This window comes from Actinomadura nitritigenes (assembly GCF_017573545.1).
GTDB classification, from domain to species: Bacteria; Actinomycetota; Actinomycetes; order Streptosporangiales; family Streptosporangiaceae; genus Spirillospora; species Spirillospora nitritigenes.
Genome location: NZ_JAGEOK010000066.1, coordinates 1 through 23,420, shown reverse-complemented (window position 1 = coordinate 23,420; position 23,420 = coordinate 1). Strand labels below are relative to the sequence as shown.

Sequence of the window (23,420 nt, the reverse complement as noted above, 5' to 3'; positions counted from 1 at the left end):
CGGCCGCGGTGTCGCTGACGGCCGTCCACACGGCGGGCAGCGCGGACCAGCCCGTCGCCGCGTCCAGCACCCGGAACGCCGGCTCCATGTAGGAGATCAGCGAGTGCACCGTCACCACGGTCGGGATGCGGGCGGCCAGCGTGGCGCCCGCCACGGCCAGCGGGGTGAACGGGCCCGCGTGCACGTGGACGACGTCGTACTTGCCGTACCGCGCCAGCCGCCGGCCCGCCACGATCCCGCCGGGGTTCAGCGTCGTCGGGAACGCCATCCGCTCGGTGGGCCGCAGCACGCGGAGCCCGTCCCCGTCCTCCTGCATGGCCCCGTCCCGGCGCCGGAGCCCGGCGGGGCGCGCCGACGAGGTGATCACGGTGACGTCGTGGCCCGCCTCCTGCTGCCGGGTCGCCAGATCGTGGACGTGCATCTCCACGCCGCCCAGCCGCGGCAGGTAGTAGTCCGTCAGATGCGCGATCCTCACCGCGGGACATCCCTATTCGCGAACCGCGGACCAGTGCACCGCGAACGAGTATTGGTCCGCTCCGGCGGACTTGGCTGGTGCCGCGCACGCAGGTATGCCTTCCCCTGCCGCGACGACGAAGCTCCTCTCAGCGGCGGGGTCCTCGCCCCCGCCGCAGACCGCACCCGTCGCTGCAAGCAACGTCCTTCCAGAGGCTGCCGGCCGCGGTCGCCGTGCCATGGAGAATGCAGTTCCAGGCAACCGCTGATGCCACGTGTGCGGAGAGTTAGAGGGAGGTCCATGCGTCGACGACAGGTCACTGCACGCCTCTACGTGGTTGCAGGTGATAGCCATGGCATTATCCCCTGCCGGATACAAAGAACAGTGCTGCGGCGTAGTGCCCCCGAGTAGCTGTCCCCATAAATGACTTATGTCAGAGCCACTGTGTCGGCGACGATCTGGCGCTTTGGTGCATGTGCATCCCATTCAGTAGGGCCGCCTGAGGGCTTATGCGCCTCAGGCGTTCGCTGCCTGGGTCGATCACTGAAACTCATCGCCTGAACGTTGCCATCGTATCCGCTGCTCACGGCGCCAAGGTGCCGCGCACGGAACCGACGCGATCGCGAGCAACGGGAGATTTGAGGCACTACGGTGCCGATCGGAGTAAATTTCACTTGATGTCGGCGGACTCGTGCCGAGACTCGGAGATCCGGCGCGAACTATGCCCCGATCATGCAAAGGACATGCTCAAGGAGTTCGCCGAATCTTTGCCTGCGCGCCAAAAAGGGCGACCTTGATGGAGGGACGGTGGACTTATTCTGTAGCGCGTGAGAGTGCAGTGGCGTGCGGTTCTGGCAGGTGCGGTCCTCCGGCCTGCGCCCGGCTTGGGCCACCGGCGGAACCTCGGTCAGTCGATGGGAGCGGTGCGGTGGCCTCTTGACTGCCGACCAGGCGACCGCATGTCACCCAGGCATCTCCGGTCCATGTCGCAACCCGTAGGCGCCGGTCGCAGGTGAATACTGGGCGTCCCAATCCACGATGGACCGTCAAGGTGCTCATCGCCTGGACGGCTCTCATGGGAGGCGCATGCATCGCCTACTCAGGGATTCGCCATGCGACGCTGCTGACCGGCGCGGCGTCCGGTTTGCCGCCGGCCGTCATCCTCACCGTCCTCACCGTCATTCTCAAGCATGAGGAGTGGCGTGAGAGTCCTGAAGGGCGTGCAGAACGGCGCCGTTGCGAAGCCGAGGAACTGAGTCGGATGGTTTACGGCGATGAGGAACCCCCGGATGTGTGGCGGTAGCTTCTGCGATCGGGACGAAGCAGAGGCCGGATGGTGAGTCGACGCCTGATCTGCGAGATCGGCGGAATGCCTGGTTCGATTGCCCGGTGGCCTCTGTGGCGGACGCGGCGGCCGGGGACCCGCTACATGATCAACGCGCCGTATCTTTGCGCGTCGCGGTGAGGTAGCCGACGAAGCCGGCGATGACGACGGCCAGCACCAGGCTGACCGGGCCCGTGCCGAGGGCGAGGCCGCCCCGGCCGTGTGACACCCCCATCCAGTCGGCGAACGATGCGCCGAGCGGCCGGGTGAGGACATAGGCCGCCCAGAAGGCGAGAACGGCGTTCATCCGCAGCCAACGGTACGCGAGGGCGGGAAGCGCGATCAACAGGGCGAACGCGACGCCCGAAGCCAGGTATCCGAGGTGGCCGGTCACCGCCGTCATATCGCCCGTAGCGGTGCCGAGCGCGAAGGTCGTCATGACGGTGGCCCAGTAGAACAGTTCACGGCGCGCCGTCACGATTCCGTGAATGGACAGCGTCCTTTCGCTCGCATACCAGACCGTGAAGACCAGGGCGAGTGCGGCCGCGAAGAAGGCGGTCGAAACAAGGTACGGGACGCCGAGGACGACGTGCAGGACGTCGGCGGCCATGGTGCCGAACACGCTGACCATGGTGACGGACGCCCAGTATTTCCAGGCGATATAGGTCCGAGCACGGAACTGGAGCGCCAAGGCGGCCGCGAGGAGGGTCCCCGTCAGGAGCACCGCGACGATCGGGTCGAGGCGGTGGGCGAGATAATCGGAGGTCGTCTCGCCCATGCCGGTCGTCAGGATCTTGACGATCCAGAAGTAGGCCGTCACTTCCGGGACCTTGCTTACCGCCCGCCGCGCGGCGGGCGCGATGGTGGTGTTGACTTGACTCGTCGCCATGTCGTCGATCATGGCATACGGGTCGTGTTCCTGTAGTGCGATCCAGTGCTTTTGTGCACCATTTCCAGACTGGGCCTTCCGCACTTTTTCACAAGGTCTTGCAGTGACAATTTTAGGGCATGTCGAAAGAAAAGCGGGCGCCTGAAGTGTCTCCTGTCTGATTCAGGTTCAGGGCGGCCGCAGCAGTCCGGTCTGGTAGGCCAGCACGACCGCCTGGACGCGGTCGCGGAGCCCGAGCTTGGGGAGGATCCGGCTGACGTGCGTCTTCACCGTCGCCTCGGAGAGGCCCAGCTCGCCGGCGATCTCGGCGTTGGACAGCCCCCTGGCCATCTCGATCAGGACCTCGCGCTCCCGGTCGGTGAGCCGGTCGAGGCGCGGGTCGTCAGTCGAGGCGGGGCGTGCACCGGTGTGGTGGGTGAAGGTCTCGATGAGTATCCGGGTGAGCCGGGGCGCGACGACGCCGTCGCCCGCCGCGACCGTGCGGATGCCCGCGATCATCTCGGCGGGCTCGACGTTCTTGAGCAGGAAGCCGGCGGCGCCGGCGCGGAGGGCCGCGAAGGCGTACTCGTCCAGGTCGAACGTCGTGAGGATGAGGACGCGGGAGCCGGTGTGGTCGCGGGCGATCCGCTCGGTGGCCTCGATGCCGTCCATGCCCGGCATCCGGACGTCCATCAGCACCACGTCGGGCGACAGTGCGATCACCTGGGCGACGGCTTCGGCTCCGTCGCCGGCCTCGCCGACGACGGTGATGTCGGGCTGTGTCTCCAGCACCAGCCGGAAACCCATGCGCAGCAGCGGCTGGTCGTCCACGAGCAGAACGCTGATCATCGGGTGCTCTCCGGCTGGGACGTTCCGAAGCGGGCGTGGACGCGCCAGCCTCCGTCCGGAAGCGGTCCGGCCTGCATCAGTCCGCCGTAGACGGCGACGCGCTCGCGCATCCCGGCGATGCCGTGCCCGGTGCGCCTCTGCCTGGCCGGGGCGTCGGCGGACCGTCGTCCGTCATCGGTGATCTCCACCTCCAGGTGGGTCTCGGTACATGCGAGGCGGACTGTGGCCCGGGTCCCCGGCGGTGCGTGCTTCCGGACGTTGGTGAGCGCCTCCTGCACGAGCCGGTAGATGGCGAGTTCGGCTCCGGAGGCCATGGCGGGAGGCCGCCCCGCGGTCACGAACTCCACCGGGAGCCCTGCGGCGCGCACCTCGGTGAGCAGCGCGTCGAGCTGGCTCAGGCCGGGTTGCGGCCGCCTCGAGCCGGTGGAGAGCGAGGTGTCACGGCGGAGTACGTCCAGGACACGTTGCATCTCCGCGATGGCCTGGCGGCCGATCTGCGACGCTTTGGAGACCGCGTCGGCGGCCTGTTCAGGTGCGGTCGGCATGGTGTAGGCGGCTCCGTCGGTGAGCGCGACCATGACCGACAGGCTGTGGGTGACGATGTCGTGCACGTCTCGGGCGATCCTCGCGCGTTCCTGCGCGGCAACGATCTGGGCCTGCTGGTCGCGTTCCTTCTCCAGGCGGGCGGCGCGGTCCTCCAGCGACGCCATGTAGGCGCGGCGGGTGCGCATGTTGAGCCCGATGACGGCGGCGGCCGTCGTCATGCCGGACAGCAGGACGAAGACCTTCAGCAGGTGGCCGCGCGGGGCCCATTGGACGGTGGCCATCGCGACGCCGAGTTCCACGACGCCCGCCGAGACCAGCAGCCGGCGCAGCGTCGAGTGGGCCGCGACCGAGTACAGCGCGATCAGTACGGCGACGTCTCCGGTCGACAGGAGCACTCCGCCGAGCCACTGCACGAGTGCCAGCGCCGCGACCACGCCGAAGGCGGCGAACGGCGCGCGGCGCCGCCAGATCAGCGGCACCAGGAGCGCGATCTGCAGTCCCCAGCCGAGCACAGGCTGCTTCGGCGGCTCTCTGAGCAGGTGGGGCACCCCGGACAGGAGCACGACGAGCGCGAACGCGCTGTCGGCGGCGGTGGGATACCGGTCGGCGAGCGCACGCAGGTGATGGCCCCCGCGTGCGAGGAGTGCGCCGGGGCCGGGCTCGGATCTGGAGCCGCTCATCTACTGTCAGGCGTCTCTGCGCTTGAGCAGGTAGGCGGCGACGGCCATCGCGACGGCGGTGTACAGGACGAAGAGCCCGAATCCCGTCCACGGGGCGAGCGAACCGGGGTCGGGAGCGTTCGTGAGCAGGTCACCGCCCGCGTTGCTCGGGAGGTACGGCGTGACGTGCTTTCCCCAAGAGGTGAGGTTGAGGACTTCGCCCAGGATCGGAAGCACCAGCAGGATGCCGAAGAGCGCGGCGATGGCACCGGCGGTGCTGCGGATGATGGTGCCGAGCGCGGTGCCGAGGAGGCCGACGACCGTGACGTAGAGCCCGACCCCGATGACGATGCGCAGCGCCTGCGGCGAGGAGAGCGTGGCCTGGACGTGCTGGGAGGACAGGATCGCCTCGCCGCCCAGGAAGGCCGCGAACGATGCGATCTCCATCAGGATCAGGACGACCAGGCTGAACACCGCGGCCTTGGCCGCCAGTACGGGGAGCCGGCCGGGGACCGCGGACAGGGTGGCGCGGATCATGCCGGTGGAGTACTCGCCGGTGATCATCATGACTCCGAGCACGCCGACCGCGAGCTGGGCGATGACATAGGGCCGCAGCGGCACGGTCACCGCCATCGTCGCGGCGTGGTCGATCGGCCGGGCGTGGTCGCCCAGGCGGCCGGCGAAGCCCCAGCTGAACAGCATGCCGAGGGCGATGGTGGCGACGATCGCGGCGAGGAGCGACCAGAAGGTGGAGCGCAGTGTCCACAGCTTGATCCACTCGGAGTTCAGGACGCGCAGCGGGGTCACTCCGCCGGTGCGCGGAGGGGCGGTGGCGGTGGTCATGCCGCGGACTCCTCGAAGGTTCGAGCGGGGGCCCGGTATTCGACGGACTCGCCGGTCAGTTCCATGAACGCCTCTTCGAGCGAAGCCTGCTGCGGTGCCAGCTCCAACAGCGTGATGTCGTTACCGGAGGCGATCCGGCCGATTTGGTCGCTGGTCATCCCGCTGACGAGCATGGTCCCCTCCTCGACGCCGGTCACCGTGACGGACGGGCCCGCCAGCAGGTCGCGCAGCCGCGCCGCCTGAGGCGAGCGGACCTTGACCCGGCCGCCGGAGGCGCGCTCGATGAACTCGGAGACGGAGGTGTCGGCGATCAGCCTGCCGCGGCCGATGACGATGAGGTGGTCCGCGGTCAGGGCCATCTCGCTCATCAGATGGGAGGAGACGAAGATCGCGCGTCCTTCGGCGGCCAGGTTCTTCAGCAGGGTGCGGATCCACAGGATGCCCTCGGGGTCCAGACCGTTGACCGGCTCGTCGAGGACAAGCGTTCGCGGGTCGCCCAGCAGCGCCGATGCGATCCCGAGACGCTGGCCCATGCCGAGGGAGAACCCGCCGGCGCGCTTGCGGGCGACGGCGCGCAAGCCGACCAGGTCGGTGACTTCGTCGACCCGGCTGCGGGGGATCCCGGTGGTCGCGGCGAGCGCGCGCAGGTGATTGTAGGCGGTCCGGCCGGTGTGGACCGCCTTGGCCTCCAGGAGGGCGCCGACCTCGTGCAGGGGCGCCGCATGGCGGGTGTACGGCCGGCCGTTGACGGTCACCGACCCGGAGGTCGGCCGGTCCAGGCCGAGGATCATGCGCATCGTCGTCGACTTGCCCGCCCCGTTCGGCCCGAGGAAACCGGTGACCGCGCCGGGGCGGACGGTGAACGACAGATCGTCGACCGCGGTCTTGTCGCCGTAGCGTTTGGTAAGGCCCCTGGCCTCGATCATGTCCGTGCCCTCCGGGGCTTCAGCGGGCGTGCTCAGGACGAAACGCTAAGGCGTCGGTCCCCGCCCCCTCGTCCCCCGATCGGATGATTCCGCCAGGTGGTGAAGGTCGGCCGGCCGATGTACGGCTACATCGGGGGATGGATGGAGCGATGCGGGCAGAGGGCTGCGGTGTCCTTCGCCGGCAGACCGGACCCGTGCTACGCCCCGCCTGCCGCCGGGTCGTGCCGGGTGCGGCGGTGTGCGGGCGTGAGGGGCAGTAGCCGCCGCCTTCTCGGGATGTCGGCGGCGCGGACGGCGCGCAGCGCGGGGTGGAGCTCGCGCAGCCGGTCCTCCAGGTGGACGGTGAGGGTGGTGCGGGCGGCGGGGCAGCCGTGGCAGGCGCCGTGCAGGGCGACCTCGACGATGCCGTCTTGCACGGCGACGAGATCGATCCGGCCGCCGTGGCTGCGGGCCAGGTCGCCGACCGGACCGGCGATCAGGTTTTCGGCGGCGGCCCGTAGCGCGTCGTCGCCGGAATCGGTGCGGTCGGCCGGTGCCGGACGACCGGACCGCCGGACGGCGAGCTCTGTCAGGGCGGTGTGCAGGGCGGTGCGGATCCGGGGGCCTTCGGTTCGCCAATCGCGGCCGGGGGCGAGGCGGGTGATGACGGCGTCGGGTTCGATCCGGACGTCGGCCAGAGCGTCGTCGTTGAGCAGGGCCGGCAGGAGGCTCCCCGGGTCTTCGGCCGGCTCGGGGGCGGGCAGCGTCCCGGGCGGGAGATGCCAGCGCAGCTCGTCGGGGCGGTCGGTGCGCTGGGGGTGCAGCGCGTGCAGCGGGTGTGTCACGGCCGCTCACCCGGCCAGCGCGGTGACGGCGGTGTGGGTGAGGAAGGCCATGACCCAGGCGAGCGCGGTCAGGTAGCCGAAGGCGATCAGGGGCCAGCGCCAGGTGCCGGTCTCGCGGCGCAGGACGCCGATGGTGGCCATGCACTGCAGGGCGAAGGCGAAGTAGACCAGCAGCGCGGCGGTCGTGCCGGCGGTGAACAGCCTGCCGCCCTTGTCCGGCCCGTCGTCGCGGGTGAGCGTGCTGAGCGCTCGGCCCGGATGCTCGGGATCGGTGGCGGAGGCGACCTGGCCGAGGGTGGCGACGAACGTCTCCCGGGCGGCCTGGGCCGACAGGACGCCGATGTTGATCCGCCAGTCGAAACCGAGTGGGGCGAACACCGGCGAGACGGCGCGGCCGAGGTCGGCGGCGTAGCTGTGGTCGATGACGTAGGCGGCGACGGCGGCGTCGTCGCCGCGGTCGACTCCGGCGGAGGCGAGTTGCCGGTCGGAAACGGCGGGCAGGTTGAGCAGCAGCCACAGCAGCACAGTGGCGGCCACGATGATGGTGGAGCACTTGCGCAGGAAGGCGCGGGCGGAGTCGGTCATGGCCAGCAGCACCGAGCGTGCCGATGGCAGCCGGTAGGGCGGCATCTCCATGTGGAAGGGCAGCAGCGGCTTGTTGCGGTCGCCGAGCTTCTTGAACGTCCAGGCCGCCAGCATCGCCGAGACCGCGCCGAGCAGGTACAGCCCCAGCATGACCAGTCCCTGGGCGCCGAACGGCCCCCAGTGCGCATGCGGGTCGACGAGAACGCCGATGAGCAGCACGTACACCGGGAGCCGGGCCGAGCAGGTCATCAGCGGGGCGGCCATCATGGTGGCCAGCCGGTCCCGTGCCGAGGGCAGGGTGCGGGTGGCCATGATGCCGGGGATGGCGCAGGCGACGGAGGACAGCAGCGCGACGAAGGCCCGGCCCTCCAGCCCGGCCTTGGCCATCACCCGGTCCATCAGGAACGCCGCCCGCGACATGTAGCCGACACCTTCCAGCACGGCGATCAGCAGGAACAGCAGCAGGATCTGCGGGACGAACGCCAGCACGCCGCCGACGCCGCCGATCAGGGCGTCGCCGAGCAGCCCGGCCAGCCAGCCGATGGCGACGTGGGCGTGCACCCACCCCGACAGCCGCCCGAAGCCGGCATCGATCCAGCCCTGCAGCGGGGCGGCCAGGGTGAAGATGGTCTGGAAGAACACCAGCATGACGGCGAAGAAGACGACCGTGCCGGCGACCGGGTGGAGCAGGACGGCGTCGATCCGCTGCGTCACCCGGTCCCGGGCGCCGGGGCGGTACCCGGCGAAGGCCAGTACCGACGACGCCCAGGCGTCCAGCTCTTCGGGATCCTCCGGGGGAGGGAGCGGCGGCGGCGCCCAGGAACGCCAATCGGCCAGCTGCTCGCGCAGTTCCGCCAGCCCGCCGCCGCGGTGGCCGATCACCGCGAGCGCCGGGATGCCCAGCGCCTGTGCGAGCCGGTCGACGTCCAGCGCCCCGCCACGCCGCGCCAGTTCGTCGGTGAACGTCACCACCGCGCAGGTCGGGAGCCCGCGCGCCAGGACCTGCGCGAGGAAGGGCACGGACCGCCGCAGCGTGGTGGAGTCCAGCACCACCAGCACCGCGGCGGGCCGGTCCAGGCCGTCCCCGGTGCCCTCCAGTACACCCACCGTGACCTGCTCGTCCGGGCTGATCGGGTCCAGGCTGTAGGTGCCGGGCAGATCCTCCAGCACCACCTGGGTCTCCCCGGCGCGGGCGGTGCCCACGTACCGCGAGACGGTGACCCCTGGATAGTTGCCGGTCTTGGCGTGCAACCCGGTGAGGCCGTTGAAGACGCTGGTCTTGCCCGCGTTCGGGCTGCCCACCAGGGCGATTCGTGCGCGCCCGGACAGTACTGCCTGCCCGCCGCCGGGCCCGTGGCAGCCGCCTTCATGGTCGTCGCTCACGCCGTCGCCTCCCGGGTGCGGATCCTGGCCGCCTCCGCCCGCCGCAGGCACACCTCGTAGTCCTTCAGCCGGTAGATCACCGGATCGCCCAGCGGGGCCCGACGCACCACCTCGACCACCGTGCCGGGCGTGAACCCGAGTGCCGCCAGCCTGCGGCCGACCGCGTCCGCCCCGGCGGGGGCCACCCCGAGCACCCGAGCCCGGCTACCGGGGGCGAGGTCGGCCAGGGAACGGGCGGGAGGGTCCGCGGGGGTCGGCGAACCCGCGTCGCGGAGCCCAGGCCGGGCGGTAGCGTCCTGGTAGCGCACAGTTTCTCCTGCGAGAGTCGGGTCGGCAGCCGGGAGACAAGTTGAATTTAGGGTAACCTAACCAATCTGGGATCGTCTCCCCCCGCTCGGCGCCTCAACGCTCTGGAGGTGGCCTGCGCGATGGGCCATGGCGCATGGCCGGCCGGAAGGAGCCGGATCGCCGCCGGTCACAGGTCGCGCAGGACGGTGAGGGGTGCGCGCTTGGCGGCGCGCAGCGCGATCAGGGCTGCGGCGATCACGACGGCGGTGCTCGCGCCGGCGACGGAGCCGAGGTAGGGCCAGGGGACCGCGAGGTGGTCGGGCGGCGGGTCGAACACGCCGGTCAGCACCTTCACCAGCATCCGGGACAGGATCCAGCCGCCCAGCGAGCCGAGCGTGGCCGCCCCGGACAGGACCACGGCGACCTGGGCCCAGATGAAAGCGCCGACCTGTCGCGGCCGGGCGCCCATGGCTCTGACCAGGGCGAAGTTGCGGCGGTGTTCGGCGAAGCCGAGCGCGAGCAGCAGGCCGGTGGCGAGGGCGACCAGGACGAAGGCGTAGCCGAGTTCGATACGGGTGAGTCCGCCGAGGTCGACGGCGGTGAGGCTGGAGCCGACGACGTCGCGGGTGGTCCGGATGTCGGTGATCTGCGCCTCGGGGCCGAGCTTGGCGCGCAGGGCGGCGGCGACGGTGGGCGGTGAGGCGCCGCGAGTGTTGACGAGGAACTCGCCGATGGTGTCGGTGCCGGTCTGGCGGGCGATGTAGTCGGCGTTGGCGACCAGGAAGCTGTCGCGCGGCGCGGTGGGGAACTCCTTGACGATGCCGGCGTAGTGGAAGGGGATGGTGCGGTACTGCTTGGTGCGGCCGTCCTGGAGGCGCAGCCGGAGCAGGTCGCCGGGGTGCAGTTGGAAGTCGTGCACGGTCTCGGCGCTGACCAGGACGGCGTCGGGCCGGCGGGCGAGGCGGCCGAGCAGGTCGTGGGCGGCGCCTCCGCTGAAGTAGGCGTCCTGGAGCCGGGTGGTCCGGCCGATGGTGGAAGTCTGGATGCCGTAGAGGTCCTGCAGGTCGGAGCCGACGTAGGCGAAGCGGTGCTGGAGCGGCTCGACCGTTCCGGCGCCCGGTGTCGCGGCGATCTGCTGCCCCAGTGCGGGCGGGACGTAGGCGCCCGGGCTCTCGGTGACGGTGACATCGGCGCCGTTGGTCAACTGGGCGTCGGCTGCCGCCTGCTGCCGGTAGGTGGCATCGAAGATCGCCGTGGACGTCGCGAACACTACGGCCAGCGCCGCCAGGGCGACCGTCCGGGCGAGCAGGCCGCGTTGCCCGCCGAGGGTGGAGGCGACGGTGCCGGCGAGCGGCCCTGCGATCGGGCGGAGCGCGCGCTTGACGGCCCGCCGGCGCAACGGATCGCCGGTGCCGCCCGCCCATTGGTGGAGCGCCCCGCCGGTGGCGGGGGCCGCACGGCGCGGGGCGAGGAGCATGTGGACGAGGCGCCAGGCCAGCAGTCCACCTCCCGTCCACAGCAGTGCGGGGCCGGAGAACGCCCAGTAGCTGACCGATATGGTCGGCAGCCCTTCGGGCACCAGCACGATCGAGTAGCCGTTGCGGCTGGTGATCCAGAAGACCAGCGCGGAGGCGGCAAGCAGCCACAGGTCCAGGCCGTAGCGCATCCAGGCGGAGTCGCGGCGGGGCGGGCCGACGGCGCGGCGGGCGGCGACGACACCGACGGTGGCCGCGTCGCGGCCGGCGGGCAGCAGGACGGTCAGCGCCGCGACGAGCAGTCCCGTTCCCGCTGCGATCCCGGCCCACAGCACTGCGGCAGCGGTGCTGGTGCCGAACCGGACGGCGCCGAAGGCGGCCCGCCCGGTGAGCGCGGCCAGCCCGAGCCCGGCGGCCGCCCCGGCGGTTCCGGTCAGAGCGGCTTCAGCGGCGGCGAGGACGAGCAGAGCGCGTGTGGACGCGCCTCGGGTGCGCAGCAAAGCCTGCTCGGCGCGCCGCCGCGGCGCCCCGGCCCCGGCGACGAGCGCGGTGAGCATCGCGGCGAGCGCCGCACCTGGGACACCGAGGAACAGGAACAGGACCTGGGCGTAGGCGGCGTCCTCGCGGGCGGAGCCGAGCGCGGCGCCGAGGTTGTCGCCGACCAGCCCGGCGCCGGCCAGCCGCGCCTCCAGATTGCGGGCGGCGCCGGTTTCGCGGACGTAGGCGGCGGCGGGATCGGACGGCAGGTCGTGCCGCAGCCGCACGTGCACCTGAGTGCGGGCGCCGGCGCGCGGGGCGTTGTCGAACAGGCGGTGCCAAGTGGCGGCGGGCAGCAGGACGACGTTGTCGGGTGGTGCCTGCGGCTGCGCCCCGGTAGGTGCGCCGACCTGCTGGAACAGGGAGTCTGCGGCGGGCAGGTCGACGATGCCGTCGACCGTGACCGTGGCGTCCGGCAGCCCGGCACGGCGGATGGTGATGGTGGAGCCGGGCGCGGCGTGCAGGTTTGCGGCGGTCTGCTGGGCGAGCAGGACTCCGTCGGTCCGTCCGATGAGGGCGCGCACCTCGCCGGGGAACGCGGCGGCGTAGCCGGGCGGCAGGCCCAGGACCTGCCCCGGGCCGGTGTCGAGCAGCTGGCCCTGCGATCGTGATTCCAGACCGGTCGTGGCGGCGAACCCGACGGGCAGGCCCGTCTCGGCGCCGGGGGTCAGCGTCCGCAGATCCGGCACGGCCGCGCCGGGTCGCAACTCGACCTGCCAGTCCACCGCGACCCGGGCGACCGACCGCCGGGTCATCGTGGACTTGGCCGAGGTCAGAAAGGTCCCGAGCGAGGCCAGCAGCCCCACCGCCACAGCGATCCCGATCGTGGTCATCAGCAGCCGGGCGGGCCGGCGGGCCGGCAGCCCGCGCAGCCAGATCAGGACGAGCATGGCTCTCCTTGGAGCAGCGCGCCGTCGGCCATCCGCCATCGGACGGGCAGCCGTGCGGCCATGTCCGGGTCGTGGGTCGCCATGATCAGCCCGGCGGCGAGCTCGTCCGCGGCGTCCATCAGCAGGTCGACGACCTGGGCGGCGTGCGCGGAGCCGAGCTGCGCGGTCGGCTCGTCGGCGATGATCAGCCGCGGCCGGGCGGCGAGCACCCGCGCGACGGCGACCCGCTGCGCCTGCCCGCCGGACAGCTCCTCGGGCAGCCGCGCGGCGAGGCCGGCCAGGCCGACGGAGCCGAGCGCGTCGGCGGCCCGCCTGCGCGCCTCGTCCTCGTCCAGCCCCGCGAGCGCCAGCGGCAGCGCGGTGTTGTCCAGGACGTCGAGCGGGGCGAGCAGGCTCGGCCCCTGGAAGACCACACCGGCGACGCACGGCCGGCCGAACGGCCGGCCGCCGAGTCCGGGCCAGTCGATGCGGCCCGTGGTGGGATCGTCCAGACCGCTGATCAGATGCAGCAGCGTCGACTTGCCCGACCCGGACGCGCCGGTGACGGCGATCCGGTCGCCGCGGCGGACCGTGCAGGACACTTCGTGCACCGCCACCACGGCCGAGAGGCCGCGCCCGTAGGTGCGGGCCACATCCTCCAGCCGGACCAGGGCCTCGTCGCGCTCCGCCGTCGGGCCCGCCGACATGCCCCGGGTCATGTGCGCCGTCCGTCCTGGAGTGTGATGGTGCGGTCGGCGGCGGCCGCCACGGCGGAGCTGTGCGAGGCCACGACCACCGCGGTGCCGTGCTCGGCCTGCCGGCGCAGCAGGCCGAGGACTCGGTCTTCGGTGCGCCGGTCCAGTTCGCCGGTCGGCTCGTCGGCCAGCAGTACCGCGGGCCGGTTGGCCAGCGCGACCGCCAGCCCCGCGCGGGCCGCCTCCCCGCCGGACAGCTGTGTGGGACGGGCCGGACCCCGGCCGATCAGCCCGAGCTCGTCCAACAGCTGGTCGCGGCGGGCGGCGTCGCGCCGCCCGGCCAGCCGCTGCGCCAGGTCGATGTTGGCCCGGACGGTGAGATGCTCCAGCAGGTTCCCCGACTGGAACAGCACCCCGACCAGCCGCGCACGCAAGCTCGCTCGCTCCGCCTGCGGACGATGGCTGATGCGGGTACCGGCGATGCGCACCGCGCCGCCGTCCGGCTCGTCCAGCCCGGCCAGGCAGGCCAGCAGGGTGGACTTGCCGGACCCGGACGGGCCGGTCACAGCGACGAACTCGCCCGCCTCAACGGCGAGGGAGACACCGCGCAGAGCCAGCGTCTCCTCATCACCGGCCCGGTAGAACCGGTACAGCTCGTAGGCCTGCAGGACCGCGTCCGCCACCGGGGCATCCGCTCCATCTGCGCCGACCGATCGATCGCCCGTCACTTGAGCCACCGGAACGAATCAGAGACGGCCTTCCACGGGTCGACGTTGTCGGCGCCCACCGGCCCGGACAGGGTGAGGACCGCCTCCTGACCGGCCTCGTAGAACTCATACCGCTCGGCCTCGTCCCGCACGACCTTGCCGGTGACCGGGTCCGGTGCGCTGTCGAACCGGTACACCAACCGCACGGCGGTGCCGCCCGTGCGCCGGACGGTGTCGGCCTTCACCACCGCCATCTTCGCCGCGCCGATCTTGGGCGCCTCGATGCCGCGGACGCTCTGCACGGTCGGCGCGGACGCCGCCGGAACGACCTCGATCCGGACGGTGTCGAGCTTGTCGGTGTAGCTCGCTCCGGTGGCCAGCCCCGTCCGCGCCCACCCCTCGGGCACCTTCACCTCGTACAGCCCGGTCGGCGGGCGGAACGCGACGTAGGCGGTGTTGTCGGGGATGTCGCCGGGCGGATTGGACTCCGTCGCGGCCGGCGCGGCGCCAGTGCCGGTCCGCCCGCCTCCTGGCGAGTGCGCCGTCGAGCCGGAGGTGTGCGCTTTGGTGCCGCCCCCGCATCCTGCGGCGGCCGCCACGATCGCACCGGCGGCCACCATCGCCCTCACCCGCATCGCACCGCTCCTCCCAGAACCAGCCCAAACAGGACTTCCTTCGCTTCAGCACGCTAGGAGCCCCTTGGTCAGCGGCCGGATAACTGGGGTTAGCCGCGGGCAAGCGCGGACGCAGCGATCCGCTTGCGTCACCGGTGGACGCGGCAGGTTAGGGCCGTCATTACCTGGCGGATGGCAGGCTGACCAGCGTGAGATCTCCGGGAGAGCGCATCGAGGGCAGGCCGCTGCGGCGCCTGGTGCTCATCGCGATCGTCGGTGTCACGACCATGGCCATCGTGCTGTTTGCGCTGCCGCTGGCCGTCGTGGTGCAGCGGCTGTACCACGATGAGACGGTCACCGGGCTGGAACGCGACGCCACCCGGATCGCCGCGGTCGTCCCCGACGACCTCATCCAGCGCCCGCGTCCGCTGAAACGCCCAGCGGGTCTGCCCTCCCGGCTGACCGTGGGCGTGTACCGCGTCGATGGCCGCCGGGTCACCGGGCAGGGACCGGGCAGGTCCGCGCTGGCGGTGCGCGGCCGGGACGGGCGCGTCCACGACGGCGCCGAACATGGCAGGCTGGCCGTCGCCGCACCCGTCCCCTCCGACGAGGGCGTCGCCGCGATCGTGCGCGTCAGCGCCCCCTACGACCCGACCGGGGACCGCATCCAGCGGGCCCTGCTCGCCATGGCCGGGCTCGCCCTCGCGGCCGTCGCCTGCGCGAGCCTGCTCGCCCGCTACCTCGCACGCCGGCTCGCCCGACCACTCGAGCGCCTGACCGCCGCCGCGCAGCGGCTCGGCGCCGGCAACTTCAGCGTGCGCGCACCGCGCTCAGGCGTCCGAGAGGCCGACGAGGCGGGCATCGCACTGGAGGCGACCGCCCGGCGCCTCGGCACGATCCTGGAACGCGAACGCGCCTTCAGCGCCGATGTGTCCCACCAACTGCGCACCCCGCTCACCGGACTGCTGCTGGGCTTGGAGTCCGCGCTGGAGCGGCCCGGCGCCGATCTTTCCGCAGCGATCGGCACCGCACTGGACCGCGGCCATCGCCTCCAGGTCATCATCGACGAACTCCTCGACCTCGCCCGCGACACCGAGCCGGCACGCCGCCATCTGGACGTCCCCGCGGAACTGGAAGAGATCACCCTCCGCTGGCACGGGCCCCTCGCAGCCCAGGGGCGACGCCTCGTGCTCGACATCCAGCACCCCCTGCCGGCCGTCAGCACCTCACCGGCCGCCCTGTCGCAGATCATGGACGTCCTGCTCGGCAACGCCCTCCAGCACGGTCGCGGCGAGGTCACCGTGCAGGCCGCCGACGTGGGCGGCGGCATCGCCATCGACGTCGGCGACCAGGGGCCGGGTATCGCCGAGGACGCACCCGACATCTTCGCGCGCCGCAGCGCCCATCCGAGCGCCCCCCGTGGCACCGGCCGTGACGCCGGCCAGGCGGGCACCCGAACGGCCGCCGCCGCGGGCCACGGTATCGGGCTGGCGCTGGCCCGCTCCCTGGCAGAAGCGGAAGGGGGCCGCCTGATACTGCGAAGCTCCGGCCCGACCGTCTTCACCCTTTTCCTGCCTGACACCTCGATGGCCTCCTGAGCAGTAGGCACCACGCACCATCCACCGATCGTCTACAGCCACGTAGACGAAATGGGTTCGGTGAGGTTAGCCTCAGCTAAGTCATTGGCGGGGACGACGGGAGCCGGACATGTCGGGCGAGAAGATCGCGCTACTGGGCGCGATCGCTGGTTTCACGATCTTTCTCGGGCTTCCGGTCGGGCGGATGCGCGATCCCCGCCCGCGGACGCGGGCCCTGCTCGGCGCCGTGGCCATCGGGATCCTGCTCTTCTTGATGGTCGATGTGCTGTCCCACGCGTGGGAGCCGATCGACGGTGCGCTCGGCGATCATCACATCGGCGCGGCGGCCGGGTACGGGGCGCTGCTCGCGGCGGGTCTCGCCGTGAGCCTGGCCGGCCTGACGCATTTCGACCGCTGGATCTCCGCGCGTGCGTCCGGGCGGGCCCCCGAGCCGCGCGAGGGGCCGGGCGCAGCCACGATGCCAGCGGCCGGTCCGAGTACGGTCCTCAGCGGCGCACGCAGCGGAGCCGCCGACCGGCTGGCGCTGCTCATCGCCACCGGGATCGGCCTGCACAACTTCGCCGAAGGGCTGGCCATCGGCAACGCCGCCGCGTCCGGCGAACTGAGCCTGGCGGTGCTGCTGGTGGTCGGGTTCGGCGCGCACAACGCCACGGAGGGCTTCGGCATCGTCGCCCCGCTCGCCTCCGCGGGGCGGCGTCCCGGCTGGGGGCGGCTCGCGCTGCTCGGCGTGATCGGCGGCGGGCCGACCCTGGCGGGCACCCTGATCGGCCAGAGCGTGGTCAGCGACGCCCTCGGCGTCGCCTTCCTGGCCCTGGCCGCCGGATCGATCCTCTACGTGGTGATCGAACTGCTCGCGGTCGCCCGGAAGGCCGCCCTCAAAACGATCACCATGTGGGGAATCCTCATCGGGCTGATCCTCGGCTTCGCGACCGACGCCGTCATCACCTACGCCGGAGCCTGACGGCGCTGCGGTCAGGGGCCGGTGATCCGGCGGACGGCGTCGGCGTAACGGCGGACCGCCTGCGCCGACAGCCGCCCGGCGGGGAGTTCGACCACGAACGCGCTGTCGCGCACGACGGTGTTCTCCCAGCCGGTGGCGCTGCCCGGGTAGTCGGTCAGGGTGCGCACCGGGAGCCCGACGTCGCGGGCGAAGCGCCGCTCGACGTCCTTGGGGCCCTCGGAGCCGTCGACCACGGCTAGGTGCTGGTGGAACCAGATGGCGACGGTCGGCCGGATCCGCTGGATGAGGCCCGCCGCGAATCCCGATTCCGGCTCCGAGAGCGGACCCGCGCCGGAGTAGTGCACCGAGCCGGGCGCGTCCATGCGGCGCCAGCCAGCTGGGAAGTTGCGGTTGAGGTCGACCCCGTTCGCGTTGCCGCGCGTCCGGGCCGCCATGCCGTCCGGATTGAGCACCGGCACCACCCACAGGTCCGCGCCGGACGGCCCCGGCCCGGCGGCCAGGGCCTGCGCCACCGGAACCCCGGCCGGCTCGTCGCCGTGCACGCAGCCCACCACCAGCACGCGCCGCGCGGCATGCGGGTCGCCCACCTCGACCGCCGTGATCGAACGCCCCTGAACCGACTCGCCCAGCGGGACGGTGCGGCGGATCGTCGCCACCGCCGACGCCTCCTGCCGTGCCGCCCCCGGCCGGATCTGACGCCGGGCCGACGACCACCCGGTCTCGCTCGACGTGCCGCAGGCCGCCAGCAAGACCAGAACGGCGATGAGGAACGGTCCAGGGCCGCCGCGTCGGATCGTCATCCGCCGGTTCACCATGCTCACCCCCAGGTATGGGCATTTCGTCTGACCTGGGGGAAGCACCACTCAACTACCCACTGTCACAGAAAGTGATACATAAGACACATAGGGTAGTAGGTGATGTCGCTTCTGGGCGCCGCGTCGTGGTCCGCGAAGGCCGGTTTACATCGTTCTCACATGCGGCGGTTCTACGTTGGAAGGGTGCGAGTGCTGGTCGTCGAAGACGAGATCCGTACAGCGGCGCTGTTGCAGCGCGGGCTGCGCGAAGAGGGCTACGCCGTCGATGTCGCCGCCAACGGCCCGGACGCGGTGTGGCAGGCGGTGGAGAACCCCTATGACGCGATCGTGCTGGACGTCATGCTGCCGGGCCTCGACGGGTTCGAGGTGTGCCGGCGGCTGCGGGTGCAGGACTGCTGGGCGCCGGTGCTGATGCTGACCGCCCGCGACGCGGTCAGCGACCGGGTCCACGGGCTCGACGCCGGCGCCGACGACTACCTGACCAAGCCGTTCAGCTTCGCGGAGTTGCTGGCGCGGCTGCGGGCACTGGTCCGCCGGGGCGCCAACGAGAGGCCGACGCTGCTGACCGCCGGGGACCTGCGGCTGGATCCCTCCAGCCGCAGGGTATGGCGCGGGGAGACCGAAAGGCCGCTCTCCGCCAAGGAGTTCGCGCTGCTGGAGCTGTTCATGCGGCATCCCGGTGACGTGCTGACCCGCACCACGATCTTGGAGCACGTCTGGGACTACGCCTACGACGGAGCGTCCAACGTCGTCGACCAGTACGTGGCGTACCTGCGGCGCAAGATCGACGAACCCGGCGCGGAGTCGCACCTGGAGACCGTGCGCGGCGCGGGCTACCGGCTGCGGCCCCTGAATTCCCCCGAAGGGGGATGACCGGCCGTGCCGCTGCGGTGGCGGTTGGCCCTGTTGTTCACGCTCGGCGCCGCGATCCTGATCGGCGGGGTTGCCCTGTTGTTCCGCCAGCAACTGGCGGCCGGGATGAACTCCTCGCTGGACGACACGTTGCGCGCCCGCGCCGACGCCCAGGTAGCACGCCTGGCCTCCTCGACTCCACCGCCCCCCGCACCCTTCAGAGAGCATGAAGGCAACGGGCGGGCCGAGACTTCCGACCCCGGATCCGACGACGTGACCCAAGTGCTGTCCACCAGCGGAAAAGTCTTGGAGAACAGCGGGGACAGCCGGGGGCCGCTGGCCAGCGGCACCCGGTTGCGGGACGCGGCCAAAGGATCCGAGCAGTTCACGGCCGTCATCGAGGGACAGCGGTATCGGATGCTGGGCGTCCCCGCCCGCAACGGCGACCGCACGGTCGTGGTCGTGGTCGGCGCGAGCACGCAGATCGTGGAAGCGACCAAGGCCCGCACCGGCAAGATCTTCCTGACCGCCGGGCCGCCCGCCGCGGCGCTCATGGGCTTTGCCGCCTACCTGCTGGCGGGAGCGGCACTGCGGCCGGTGGAACGGCTGCGGCGGCGCCTCGCCGACATCTCCGAGCACGACATCGATGCCCGGCTGCGCGTACCCGGCACGCGCGACGAGATCGCGACCCTGGCCACGACCATGAACACGGTGCTGGACCGGCTGGCCCGCGCGCTGGCCCGCGAGCGCGGCTTCGTCGCCGACGCCGGCCACGAACTGCGCACACCCCTGACCACCCTCAAAGCAGAACTGGAGCTGGCGCAGCAGCCCGGACGCTCCCGCCAAGCCCTGGCAGCCGCCGTCGACGCCGCGGCACAGGACACCGACCGGCTCATCCGACTGGCCGAAGACCTGCTGCTCCTCGCCCGCGCCGACGAAGGCCACGCCTTCCTGCGGCCACGGCCGATGACACCGCACGACGTCCTGGCCGCAGCGGTCCGGTCGGCATCCGCACGGGCCGCCGCCCATCGCGTCACGCTGCGCTTGAGCGGAGACGAACACCTGCGCCTGACCGCCGACCCCGACCGCCTGCGACAGGCCATCGACAACCTGCTCGACAACGCCCTGCGCTACTCGCCCCCGGGCGGCGTCATCGACGTAGGGCTCGGCCGCCACGGCAGGCACCGGCGGGCCGTCGCGGTGATCGAGGTGCGCGACCACGGACCCGGCTTCCCGCCCGAGTTCCTGCCCGTGGCGTTCGAACGGTTCAGGCGCGCCGACACCGCACGCAGCCGGGCCGACGGCGGCACCGGGCTGGGCCTGGCCATCGTCCGCTCCATCGCCCACGCACACGGCGGACGAGCCGTCGCGGACAACCCCCCGGGCGGAGGCGCCCGGGTCCGCCTTGAACTTCCGGCAACCCCCGCCCAAGACGGGCCCGCGCACGACGGATAAGGCCCAGACCTCCCCCGGACGGCGAACATGTCAACCTTCACATTCCGCGTACACGGTCGTCTCACCTGCGGATTCGCATACTGGGTCACTCCAACAGTCGATCCGTGAAAGGCGGATACATGAAGCTCAACCGGAAGATCGCGGCCACGGCGTTCGGCGTCCTCACCCTCGGAGCCGCGGGCGCATCGCTCGCAGGCGCCGCCTCCGCGTCCCCCGCCCACGCCAAGTCCCCGGCCATCTCCCGGCAGGCCACGCCCCCCGCCCCCGGCCAGGCCGATGACCAAGGCACCGACGAGCAGGGCGCCGACCCGACCACCGGCCCCGACCACGACGGCACCCAGCAGTCCGGCCAGAACGGCACCGAGAACGAGTCCAACGAGAACGGCTCGGAGAAGGGCACCGAGACCGAGGACGGCAACAAGGCCGACAACGAATCCGGCAAGAACGCCCAGACCACGGGCGCGCACGACACCGACAACGGCCACGAAGACGGCCCCGGCGACACCCAGCCCGAAGGCGGAAACGCCGAGCAGTGACGGCTGAGTGGAGAGTGGCACCCGCAACAGGTTTCACCTGCCGCGGGTGCCACATCCATCTCCACCACCCTGACGCAGCGCGTCCGGATGGGCCCCTGCGGCGCTGACCCGGCGGAACCGACAGAATCAGGGAGTCATTCGAAGCCGGGATTTCGGCTCTCAGCCGAGGGCGATGCGGTCGACCTTGCGGCCACGGCCGGACTGGTCACCTGTGCAGTGTGCTGCACGACCCTTGGCTCGGGGCGATCGGTGCCCTGTGGGCGGTGCTGGCCCTTCGGCAGGGTTATCTTGCCGCTCGGGTCCGCAGCAGGTCGACACGCACACCGATGGGGACACGGGGTCACCGGTCGCGCCCGTGACCAAGCGCACCGGCCTTCGGTGAGGCGTGCCGAGACCTGGGGCGAGCCTCGGGTTCCCGGTCCTCTAATCGTCGGTGTGTAGCAGGCGCCGGAGCAGGTCCTCGTCGTCATGGGACAGCCCGTCGACGAAACGGGTCAGCACCGATTCGCGGTCGGTCCCGGTCTCCAGGACCTGGTGCATGTGCCTGGCGGTCATCCCCGGCTCGTCGGTGACGGGCGTGTAGGCGTAGCCGCGGCCCTGCGGGGCGCGTTTCAACACGCCGCGCTTGTACAAGCGCGCCAAGGTCGTGGCCACCGTGGTGTGAGCGGGGGAGGCGCTTAGCCGCTCGGCCACCTCACCGGGTGTTAACGCCCGGTCGGAGGGCTGGAGCAACGCCAAAATCTCCGCCTCCAGCACGCCGTTCGCCCGCCGTGGGCCGCCGGAACGCGGGAGCCGTCTGCGAACACCCACGGCCACCGTCCCTTCCAGAGATCGATGACAAAGCATCTTACATTCGCGAATAGAAGATAGTGTCGGGGGCGGCGCCACGCGTCCACAGGGGCAGGCTGGCCCGCTGTGCTGCACGAGCGTGCCGCCGGCGGCTAGGTCGCCCGACGTCGCCGGTCGGCTCATTGAACCGCACCGCGGTGGTGTTCTGTGCGCGGTTCGAAGACGGCGGAGGGATGGAGGGCACGTGGGTGCGATCAGTGTGGGGCAGGCCATCGTTCTGGGCATCGTGGAGGGGGTGACGGAGTTCCTGCCGGTGTCCTCGACGGGGCATCTGAAGATCACCGAGGGGCTCATGGGCATCCCGGTCGAGGACAAGCCGGTGGTCGCGTTCACCGCTGTCATCCAGGTCGGGGCCATCGCGGCGGCTCTGGTGTACTTCATCAAGGACATCGTGCGGATCGTGACGGCGTGGGGGCGCGGGCTCGTCGACCGCGAGCAGCGCTACCACCACGACTACAAGTTCGCCTGGTGGGTCATCTACGCCACGATCCCGATCGTGGTCGTCGGCCTCGCGGCCAAGCCTCTGATCGAAGGGCCGCTGGCCTCCCTGTGGGTGGTGGCCGGCTCGCTGATCGTCGGCAGTGCACTGATGTGGGCGGCCGACAGAAAGGGCCGCCACAAGCGCGGCGAGGACGACACGTCCCTCACCGACGCCATGCTGATCGGCTCGTCGCAGATCCTCGCCCTGCTGTTCCCCGGCTTCTCCCGCTCCGGCGCCACCATGGCCACCGGCCTCATGCTCGACCTCGACCGCGTCGCCGTCACCCGCCTGTCGTTCTTCCTCGGCATCCCCGCCCTGACCGGCGCAGGTCTGTACGAACTGAAGGACGCCGTCGGCTCGGGCGCGGCCCCCCTTCCCCTGCTCGTCGGCACCGTGGTGTCCTTCGGCGTCGCCTACGCCTCCATCGCCTGGCTGCTCAGGTTCGTCGCCAAGCACTCCTTCAACGCCTTCATCGTCTACCGGGTCATCATCGGAGTGCTCCTGTTCGGTCTCCTGGGAGCGGATTTGGTGAACGCCTGACGGTGGCGCGTCGATGCGGCATCGATGAGTCGGTACGCGGGGGCGATAGGCAGGATCTCTGCGGCGGCGAACCCTGGTGAACGGCATCTGGTTTCGCCTTCTTCAGGCAGTTGCGGTGCTCACGGCACGCGGACCGGCTCCGGGAAACGCGGGCGTATCAGTCCGAACCAGCCACTCTGGCAGGCAGCCGTACCAGGCTTTGACAGCGGCCGCGGGCATCGTCACCGCCGCGGCCGTCCTGGACGTGCTGGCCGACGGCCCGCTGCGCCATCTGGACCAGTGGGTGTTCTCCGGTGACCTGCCCTCCTGAATCACGGACGGTCATCGGCTTTACCGGTCGGCTCAGAGGCGATTCAGAACCGCGCATGGCAGGCTCCGGTGTCACGGTCTCAGCGAAGGGTGACAGGAACGCATCAATGGATCACCCGGACGCTCCCGTACTCGCAGCCCGGCGCCGCCCGGACGCCACCGCGCCGCAGATCCTCGTCGTCGACGACCAGACGGATTGGACGCACGTGGTCACTGCCGTGCTACGCGAGCAGGAATGGTGCGTTCGCGACGCCATAGACGGTGCCGATGCTGTCACGCAGGCCGAGCGGTTCAATCCCGACCTGGTGCTGTTGGACATCTTGCTCCCCGACATCGACGGCCCAGAGGTGGCTCGCCGCATCCGCGCCCGGCGGCCCGATACCCGCGTGCTGTTCCTCACGGCATGCGACGTACTCGATGTAGAGATACCGCCGGGTGAGGCATACCTCACTAAGAGCGTGTCTCACGTGGATCCGACCGCCGGTGTGCGGCATGATTTGGGGGCATGTCGTCGGATCTTGCGCTGCGGCTGGTGCCGGACGAGTTGTGGGCGATTGTTGAGCCGTTGATTCCGGGGT

23 protein-coding genes are annotated in these 23,420 nt (G+C 71.4%); 8 read left to right on the top strand and 15 right to left on the bottom strand.

The window, feature by feature from the left end:
- On the bottom strand, positions 1–475 hold a 475-nt coding region (locus J4557_RS47830), incomplete at its 3' end, for a glycosyltransferase (RefSeq protein WP_208274478.1).
- Positions 476–1,505: 1,030 nt separating this feature from the next.
- Between J4557_RS47830 and J4557_RS47825 the strand changes: the two genes are divergently transcribed.
- Complete coding sequence (locus tag J4557_RS47825; protein WP_208274477.1) at positions 1,506–1,757, top strand: hypothetical protein; 252 nt, start codon at positions 1,506–1,508, stop codon at positions 1,755–1,757.
- Positions 1,758–1,887: 130 nt separating this feature from the next.
- On the opposite strand, the gene J4557_RS47820 is transcribed toward J4557_RS47825, so the two are convergent.
- From J4557_RS47820 to J4557_RS47765, 12 genes are all read right to left on the bottom strand, one after another.
- Positions 1,888–2,679 carry a COG4705 family protein gene (locus J4557_RS47820; RefSeq protein WP_208274476.1) on the bottom strand — a complete coding sequence of 264 codons (792 nt, stop codon included), beginning with the start codon at positions 2,677–2,679 and terminating at the stop codon, positions 1,888–1,890.
- A 156-nt stretch (positions 2,680–2,835) separates the two neighbouring features.
- Positions 2,836–3,495 (bottom strand): response regulator, encoded by a 660-nt coding sequence (locus J4557_RS47815; protein WP_208274474.1) that lies wholly within the window; start codon positions 3,493–3,495, stop codon positions 2,836–2,838.
- Positions 3,492–4,721 carry a sensor histidine kinase gene (locus J4557_RS47810; protein ID WP_208274472.1) on the bottom strand — a complete coding sequence of 410 codons (1,230 nt, stop codon included), beginning with the start codon at positions 4,719–4,721 and terminating at the stop codon, positions 3,492–3,494. Before J4557_RS47810 ends, J4557_RS47815 begins: the two co-directional genes overlap by 4 nt.
- Before the next feature lie 6 nt (positions 4,722–4,727).
- Positions 4,728–5,543: an ABC-2 transporter permease gene (locus J4557_RS47805; protein ID WP_208274463.1), complete on the bottom strand. Its 816-nt coding sequence runs from the start codon at positions 5,541–5,543 to the stop codon at positions 4,728–4,730.
- A complete protein-coding gene (locus J4557_RS47800) occupies positions 5,540–6,469 on the bottom strand; it encodes an ABC transporter ATP-binding protein (RefSeq protein ID WP_208274460.1) in 930 nt (309 codons plus the stop codon). Before J4557_RS47800 ends, J4557_RS47805 begins: the two co-directional genes overlap by 4 nt.
- Positions 6,470–6,666: 197 nt before the next feature.
- A complete protein-coding gene (locus J4557_RS52090; protein WP_208274457.1) occupies positions 6,667–7,293 on the bottom strand; it encodes a NifU family protein in 627 nt (208 codons plus the stop codon).
- Positions 7,294–7,299: 6 nt separating this feature from the next.
- A complete protein-coding gene (feoB, locus tag J4557_RS47790; protein ID WP_208274454.1) occupies positions 7,300–9,261 on the bottom strand; it encodes a ferrous iron transporter B in 1,962 nt (653 codons plus the stop codon).
- Entirely contained in the window at positions 9,258–9,569 is a 312-nt protein-coding gene (locus J4557_RS51420) for a FeoA family protein (RefSeq protein WP_307800621.1), read from the bottom strand. Before J4557_RS51420 ends, feoB begins: the two co-directional genes overlap by 4 nt.
- A gap of 167 nt (positions 9,570–9,736) precedes the next feature.
- Complete coding sequence (locus J4557_RS47780) at positions 9,737–12,451, bottom strand: ABC transporter permease (RefSeq protein WP_208274450.1); 2,715 nt, start codon at positions 12,449–12,451, stop codon at positions 9,737–9,739.
- Positions 12,439–13,149 carry an ABC transporter ATP-binding protein gene (locus J4557_RS47775; RefSeq protein ID WP_208274448.1) on the bottom strand — a complete coding sequence of 237 codons (711 nt, stop codon included), beginning with the start codon at positions 13,147–13,149 and terminating at the stop codon, positions 12,439–12,441. Before J4557_RS47775 ends, J4557_RS47780 begins: the two co-directional genes overlap by 13 nt.
- Positions 13,146–13,808: an ABC transporter ATP-binding protein gene (locus J4557_RS47770; protein ID WP_208274439.1), complete on the bottom strand. Its 663-nt coding sequence runs from the start codon at positions 13,806–13,808 to the stop codon at positions 13,146–13,148. The genes J4557_RS47775 and J4557_RS47770 overlap by 4 nt, the downstream gene beginning before the upstream one ends.
- 41 nt (positions 13,809–13,849) lie before the next feature.
- Positions 13,850–14,467 (bottom strand): hypothetical protein, encoded by a 618-nt coding sequence (locus J4557_RS47765; RefSeq protein ID WP_208274432.1) that lies wholly within the window; start codon positions 14,465–14,467, stop codon positions 13,850–13,852.
- Between the two features lie 188 nt (positions 14,468–14,655).
- Here J4557_RS47765 and J4557_RS47760 point away from each other — a divergent pair, with 188 nt between their 5' ends.
- Together J4557_RS47760 and J4557_RS47755 are read left to right on the top strand one after the other, a co-directional pair.
- Positions 14,656–16,044 carry a sensor histidine kinase gene (locus J4557_RS47760; RefSeq protein ID WP_307800620.1) on the top strand — a complete coding sequence of 463 codons (1,389 nt, stop codon included), beginning with the start codon at positions 14,656–14,658 and terminating at the stop codon, positions 16,042–16,044.
- A 109-nt stretch (positions 16,045–16,153) separates the two neighbouring features.
- Positions 16,154–17,005, top strand: a complete 852-nt coding sequence (locus J4557_RS47755) for a ZIP family metal transporter (protein ID WP_208274430.1) — start codon at positions 16,154–16,156, stop codon at positions 17,003–17,005.
- A gap of 11 nt (positions 17,006–17,016) precedes the next feature.
- Here J4557_RS47755 and J4557_RS47750 read toward each other — a convergent pair whose 3' ends face one another.
- Positions 17,017–17,805 carry a DUF2817 domain-containing protein gene (locus J4557_RS47750; RefSeq protein ID WP_208274428.1) on the bottom strand — a complete coding sequence of 263 codons (789 nt, stop codon included), beginning with the start codon at positions 17,803–17,805 and terminating at the stop codon, positions 17,017–17,019.
- A gap of 198 nt (positions 17,806–18,003) precedes the next feature.
- Here J4557_RS47750 and J4557_RS47745 point away from each other — a divergent pair, with 198 nt between their 5' ends.
- The 3 genes from J4557_RS47745 to J4557_RS47735 all read left to right on the top strand — a co-directional run bounded on the left by J4557_RS47745 (position 18,004) and on the right by J4557_RS47735 (position 20,663).
- Complete coding sequence (locus J4557_RS47745; RefSeq protein WP_208274426.1) at positions 18,004–18,693, top strand: response regulator transcription factor; 690 nt, start codon at positions 18,004–18,006, stop codon at positions 18,691–18,693.
- Positions 18,694–18,699: 6 nt separating this feature from the next.
- Positions 18,700–20,127 carry a sensor histidine kinase gene (locus tag J4557_RS47740; protein WP_208274424.1) on the top strand — a complete coding sequence of 476 codons (1,428 nt, stop codon included), beginning with the start codon at positions 18,700–18,702 and terminating at the stop codon, positions 20,125–20,127.
- A gap of 119 nt (positions 20,128–20,246) precedes the next feature.
- Entirely contained in the window at positions 20,247–20,663 is a 417-nt protein-coding gene (locus tag J4557_RS47735; RefSeq protein ID WP_208274417.1) for a hypothetical protein, read from the top strand.
- A 423-nt stretch (positions 20,664–21,086) separates the two neighbouring features.
- Here J4557_RS47735 and J4557_RS47730 read toward each other — a convergent pair whose 3' ends face one another.
- Entirely contained in the window at positions 21,087–21,509 is a 423-nt protein-coding gene (locus tag J4557_RS47730) for a BlaI/MecI/CopY family transcriptional regulator (RefSeq protein WP_208274479.1), read from the bottom strand.
- A 187-nt stretch (positions 21,510–21,696) separates the two neighbouring features.
- Between J4557_RS47730 and J4557_RS47725 the strand changes: the two genes are divergently transcribed.
- Positions 21,697–22,533, top strand: coding sequence for an undecaprenyl-diphosphate phosphatase (locus J4557_RS47725; RefSeq protein ID WP_208274416.1), 837 nt, complete (start codon positions 21,697–21,699; stop codon positions 22,531–22,533).
- 416 nt (positions 22,534–22,949) lie between these two features.
- Entirely contained in the window at positions 22,950–23,411 is a 462-nt protein-coding gene (locus J4557_RS47720) for a response regulator (RefSeq protein WP_208274414.1), read from the top strand.
- Positions 23,412–23,420 lie beyond the last annotated feature (9 nt).

What these genes read in the sequence shown, in the direction of transcription:
- J4557_RS47820 (WP_208274476.1), bottom strand. Translation starts at nt 2,679, where the DNA reads ATGATCGACGACATGGCGACGAGTCAAGTCAACACCACCATCGCGCCC.
- J4557_RS47815 (WP_208274474.1), bottom strand. Translation starts at nt 3,495, where the DNA reads ATGATCAGCGTTCTGCTCGTGGACGACCAGCCGCTGCTGCGCATGGGT.
- J4557_RS47810 (WP_208274472.1), bottom strand. Translation starts at nt 4,721, where the DNA reads ATGAGCGGCTCCAGATCCGAGCCCGGCCCCGGCGCACTCCTCGCACGC.
- J4557_RS47805 (WP_208274463.1), bottom strand. Translation starts at nt 5,543, where the DNA reads ATGACCACCGCCACCGCCCCTCCGCGCACCGGCGGAGTGACCCCGCTG.
- J4557_RS47800 (WP_208274460.1), bottom strand. Translation starts at nt 6,469, where the DNA reads ATGATCGAGGCCAGGGGCCTTACCAAACGCTACGGCGACAAGACCGCG.
- J4557_RS47780 (WP_208274450.1), bottom strand. Translation starts at nt 12,451, where the DNA reads ATGCTCGTCCTGATCTGGCTGCGCGGGCTGCCGGCCCGCCGGCCCGCC.
- J4557_RS47775 (WP_208274448.1), bottom strand. Translation starts at nt 13,149, where the DNA reads ATGACCCGGGGCATGTCGGCGGGCCCGACGGCGGAGCGCGACGAGGCC.
- J4557_RS47765 (WP_208274432.1), bottom strand. Translation starts at nt 14,467, where the DNA reads ATGCGGGTGAGGGCGATGGTGGCCGCCGGTGCGATCGTGGCGGCCGCC.
- J4557_RS47755 (WP_208274430.1), top strand. Translation starts at nt 16,154, where the DNA reads ATGTCGGGCGAGAAGATCGCGCTACTGGGCGCGATCGCTGGTTTCACG.
- J4557_RS47750 (WP_208274428.1), bottom strand. Translation starts at nt 17,805, where the DNA reads ATGACGATCCGACGCGGCGGCCCTGGACCGTTCCTCATCGCCGTTCTG.
- J4557_RS47735 (WP_208274417.1), top strand. Translation starts at nt 20,247, where the DNA reads ATGAAGCTCAACCGGAAGATCGCGGCCACGGCGTTCGGCGTCCTCACC.
- J4557_RS47730 (WP_208274479.1), bottom strand. Translation starts at nt 21,509, where the DNA reads ATGCTTTGTCATCGATCTCTGGAAGGGACGGTGGCCGTGGGTGTTCGC.
- J4557_RS47720 (WP_208274414.1), top strand. Translation starts at nt 22,950, where the DNA reads ATGGATCACCCGGACGCTCCCGTACTCGCAGCCCGGCGCCGCCCGGAC.